This window comes from Mesorhizobium sp. M7A.F.Ca.US.002.01.1.1, assembly GCF_004022955.1.
Taxonomy (GTDB): domain Bacteria; phylum Pseudomonadota; class Alphaproteobacteria; order Rhizobiales; family Rhizobiaceae; genus Mesorhizobium; species Mesorhizobium ciceri.
In genome coordinates this window covers 1-3,755 of record NZ_RZQE01000531.1, presented here as the reverse complement: position 1 = coordinate 3,755, position 3,755 = coordinate 1, and the positions used below count along the sequence as shown (strand labels likewise).

The window sequence follows — 3,755 nt, the reverse complement described above, 5'->3', positions numbered from 1 at the left end:
GCCCAACCCGCCTCCGCCGATACGTTGCGCGCCTATTCTCTCCCACCAGTGGATCCAGACAATGGCAAGATATGAGGGCGGATGCCTGTGCAAGGCGGTGCGCTACCGCGCGGACGCGGCTCCCATCAACGAACGCGTCTGCCACTGCCGGCTTTGCCAGAAGGCGATCGGCGCCGCCTTCAACGCACGCGTGCTGTTTCGCATCGAGGACGTGACGATCGATGGGCCGCTGGCGACTATAGGCTCTTCACCGGATCTCAAGCGCGGCTTTTGCCCGAGCTGCGGCACAACGCTGTTCTCCCGACGTGATTCCGCAGGCATTATCGGCATCACCACCGGTTCGCTCGACGATCCCACGGTTTTCAAGCCGCAAATGCATATTTTCACGGCCTCGAAGCAGCCTTGGCTGGTGCTTGATGACGGCCTGCCGAAATACGAAGGCGCCCCTCCGCCAGGCTAATTTTTCCCTTCTCCCCTTGTTGTGGAAGAAGGTGGATCGACGCGCAGCGCCAGGGGAAGGGAAGAGCGCAAGCATGGCCAAAATTTAATCCAAATCGACACGAGATAGCCGGCAAAGCGTCATTGGCGAGCCATCTTTGTCGTCCTATTTAAGGGTCGCGGGTACGGCATTCGAGGAGACGACGGATGAACGACAGCATCAGCACCCTGGACGAGCTTTTGAGCGATCCGATGGTCCTGCTTGTGATGGAGCGCGATCGTGTGCGTCCCGAACAGGTGCGCATGCTGCTCGAACGGGCTCGCCGGCCTTCGACCGATGAGCCCGAAGTGCCGCCGGCGCATGTGATCGCCAGGACATGCCAGAAACTCTGGCTCTGCCCGTAGTCGCTTTGCGATTTTCCCTGTGTGCCTCAAGCCGGCCCCAAGGTGGGCCGGTTTCGAACGGCGTGCACCTCGGCGTGCCAGCTTACAAATCCGTAAATTGATTATCCGGCCCATGACGATAAGGCTTGCCCGGGATTGACCTTGGGTCGGTCCACCCAACTCCGATCTCTCATGCATGGAATTCGATTTTGGCCGATATCTGCACCCAAGGCCTCGACACGGGCTTCGTCGGCCTGGGGTTCGCCAAGGTGGCGTTCCTCGGCGTGGTGCAAGGCATCACGGAACTGCTGCCAATTTCCTCGACTGCCCATATGCGCATCGTGCCGGCCGTGCTCGGCTGGCAGGATCCTGGCTCCGCCTTCTCCGCCGCCATGCAGCTTGCGGCCCTTGCCGCGGTGGTCAGCTATTTCTGGAGCGACGTCAGGGATATCCTGTTTGGATCGCTCGACGCTCTGGCGCGACGCGATTTCGCCGACCGGCATTTCAAGCTGGCGCTCTGGATCGTGCTGGCGACGATCCCCATCGTCATCGCCGGCGTTGCGCTGTCGGGCCTGCTCAACGCCTGCAATTCGCCGCTGCGTAGCCTGACGGTGATCGGCTGGGCCTGCATCGCCATGGCTATCCTGCTGGCGCTGGCCGAGATCTTCGCCCGTCACCGGCGCAGCATGGGCGATGCGTCACTGACCGATGCGCTGCTCGTCGGTATCGCCCAGATCGGCGCGCTTGTCCCCGGCGTCTCGCGCTCGGGCTCGACCCTGACAGCGGCACTGGGGCTCGGTTTCAAGCGGGCCGAAGCGGCGCGCTTCTCGTTCCTGCTCGGGCTGCCTGCCATCGCGCTCGCCGGCCTCAAGGAACTCTGGGAACTGCACAAGGTCCATCTCGACGCCCATGGCTGGTCGGTGCTTGCTGTCGGGCTGGTCGTCGCGTCGATCTCCGCCTTCTTCGCCATATGGGGGCTGATGCGCGTGCTGGAGCGTTTCTCGGCTTGGCCGTTCGTCATCTATCGCGGCCTGCTCGGCATCGTCTTGTTGTCGAGCGTCGCCATGGGATGGCTCGTCTGAGGCAGTTCCACAGTATCGCTTGAAACGGGCTATATCCGTACCGGACCTCGAACTTCGATTCCGGTACGCACATGGATTTTTTGACCCTCCTGCAATCGGTGCCACTGTTGCTGGCGATGGCCAAGGGGGCGCTGCCGTCGGTGGCGGCGCTTGGCGCGTCGTTCGGCCAGTGGGTTGTCTCGCTGCCGCCATGCCGGGACTTCACCTTCGAGGCGACCAGCTATCTCGTTTGCGAGGTCGATCCGAAACGATATCAGCTCGAGCTGTTCTGGAAGGATGCGGCGGGCAAGCCGTTTCAGTCGCTGCACAATCTGCATGCCGCGCAACAGGCGATCGGGCGCACGATGCTGTTCGGCATCAATGCCGGCATGTATCACCCGAACCTCGCGCCGGTCGGTCTCTATGTCGAGCGCGGCCAGGAGATGGCGTCGGTGAAAACGGGTTCGGGAAGCGGCAACTTTTCCCTGCAGCCGAACGGCATTTTCTACATACGCGACGGCAGGGCCGCGGTCCGCGCCACCAGGGACTTCGTGAAGAGGCGCCCGACCGTCGACTATGCGACGCAATCGGGGCCGATGCTGGTGATCGACGGCAAGCTGCATCCGAAATTCCAGGCCGACGGCACTTCGCGGAAAACCCGCGACGGTGTCGGGGTGCGAAAGGATGGCGTCGCGGTCTTTGCGATTTCGAATGGCACGGTGACCTTCCATGCCTTCGCCCGGCTTTTCCGCGACGCGCTCGGTTGCGATAACGCGCTGTTCCTCGACGGCACGATATCCAGCCTGTTTGCGCCTGCCATCGGCCGCAAAGACGACTACTGGAATCTCGGGCCGATGATCGGCGTCTTCAGGAAATCCTGAGCCAGTTTCCACCGCGCTTACCCGCATGCGGTATGGCGAAAAAAACTTGATTCAAACTTTATTGGTAATTTCTCATTCATAACTGATCCGGTTTGTCCGTCGGCTGTCGTTTCGCCCTCGGTCTGTTGTGTTTTGAGTACAGGTCCAGATGCGGATTCCGGGCGTCGTCAGTTTTTTGATAGCATCGCTATGCCTTGCCGGCTGCTCGTCAACGGCCGGCGTCGATGCGCTGGATTTGCAGAAACCCTCCAACGAGACCACCAGTTCCGTGATCCGGCCGCCGGCACCGATCGCCGCTGCTTCGGCGGCAAGGGGCAACAGGGCGGCAAGGGCCGGACTGGCTCCCATGTCTGACAACGGTCCGGGGGAAAAAACGCGCCCGTTCGGCTTGGCGGAGGAGGAAGAGACGGGGGTGTTTGCCGCACCTGATGCGCCTGATCCCCAAGTGCCTGATGTCGGCGGGCTGCCGGTCGAGCCGGCAGCCTTGGTGTCGCCGCCCAAGCTGTTGACGCGCGCGGCACCGGCCATGCTTGCCGGGCCGCTCACCCGTTACGGTTTTCGCGACGCCAAGCCGATCAATTTCGGCAAGGGTTCGCCTCGCCGCCTTGCAGTGCACGGCGTCGACGTCTCGCGTTGGCAAGGCAACGTCAACTGGGACAAGCTGCGGGCGCAGGGCGCCAACTTCGCCTACATCAAGGCGACCGACGGTGGCGACCACCTCGATCCGATGTTCATGAAAAACTGGCGCAACGCCGACGCCGCCGGCTTGAAGCGCGGCGCCTACCATTTCTTCTACTGGTGCCGCACGGCGGGCGAGCAGGCGGACTGGTTCATCCGCAACGTGCCCAGGGTCGAAGGCGCGCTGCCGCCGGTGATCGACGTCGAGTGGAACGGCGAGTCCAGCTGCAAGCGGCGGCCGTCGCGCGAAAAGGTGCTGGAAAAGATGCAGGTGTTCATGGACAAGCTGGAGCGCTATTACGGCCAGCGGCCC

General features: G+C 62.6%; 6 protein-coding genes. 5 read left to right on the top strand and 1 reads right to left on the bottom strand.

Annotated elements, in window-relative coordinates; genetic code table 11:
* Window positions 1-61: 61 nt before the first annotated feature.
* From EN932_RS31275 to EN932_RS31260, 4 genes are all read left to right on the top strand, one after another.
* On the top strand, window positions 62-460 hold the full coding sequence (locus tag EN932_RS31275; protein WP_013532088.1) for a GFA family protein: 399 nt from the start codon (window positions 62-64) through the stop codon (window positions 458-460).
* A gap of 185 nt (window positions 461-645) precedes the next feature.
* Window positions 646-843, top strand: coding sequence for a hypothetical protein (locus EN932_RS31270; protein WP_013532087.1), 198 nt, complete (start codon window positions 646-648; stop codon window positions 841-843).
* 188 nt (window positions 844-1,031) lie between these two features.
* A complete protein-coding gene (locus tag EN932_RS31265; RefSeq protein ID WP_013532086.1) occupies window positions 1,032-1,904 on the top strand; it encodes an undecaprenyl-diphosphate phosphatase in 873 nt (290 codons plus the stop codon).
* 71 nt (window positions 1,905-1,975) lie between these two features.
* Window positions 1,976-2,764, top strand: coding sequence for a phosphodiester glycosidase family protein (locus EN932_RS31260; RefSeq protein ID WP_013532085.1), 789 nt, complete (start codon window positions 1,976-1,978; stop codon window positions 2,762-2,764).
* 72 nt (window positions 2,765-2,836) lie between these two features.
* On the opposite strand, the gene EN932_RS39225 is transcribed toward EN932_RS31260, so the two are convergent.
* Window positions 2,837-3,112 carry a hypothetical protein gene (locus EN932_RS39225; protein ID WP_245268560.1) on the bottom strand — a complete coding sequence of 92 codons (276 nt, stop codon included), beginning with the start codon at window positions 3,110-3,112 and terminating at the stop codon, window positions 2,837-2,839.
* Here EN932_RS39225 and EN932_RS31255 point away from each other — a divergent pair.
* A partial coding sequence (locus tag EN932_RS31255; RefSeq protein ID WP_281061564.1) for a GH25 family lysozyme occupies window positions 3,111-3,755 on the top strand: 645 nt, incomplete at its 3' end. The genes EN932_RS39225 and EN932_RS31255 overlap by 2 nt on opposite strands.

Bases quoted from the DNA above. Each gene is read 5' to 3' on its own strand.
- EN932_RS31275 (WP_013532088.1), top strand. From the start codon at position 62: ATGGCAAGATATGAGGGCGGATGCCTGTGCAAGGCGGTGCGCTACCGC.
- EN932_RS31270 (WP_013532087.1), top strand. From the start codon at position 646: ATGAACGACAGCATCAGCACCCTGGACGAGCTTTTGAGCGATCCGATG.
- EN932_RS31260 (WP_013532085.1), top strand. From the start codon at position 1,976: ATGGATTTTTTGACCCTCCTGCAATCGGTGCCACTGTTGCTGGCGATG.
- EN932_RS39225 (WP_245268560.1), bottom strand. From the start codon at position 3,112: ATGGGAGCCAGTCCGGCCCTTGCCGCCCTGTTGCCCCTTGCCGCCGAA.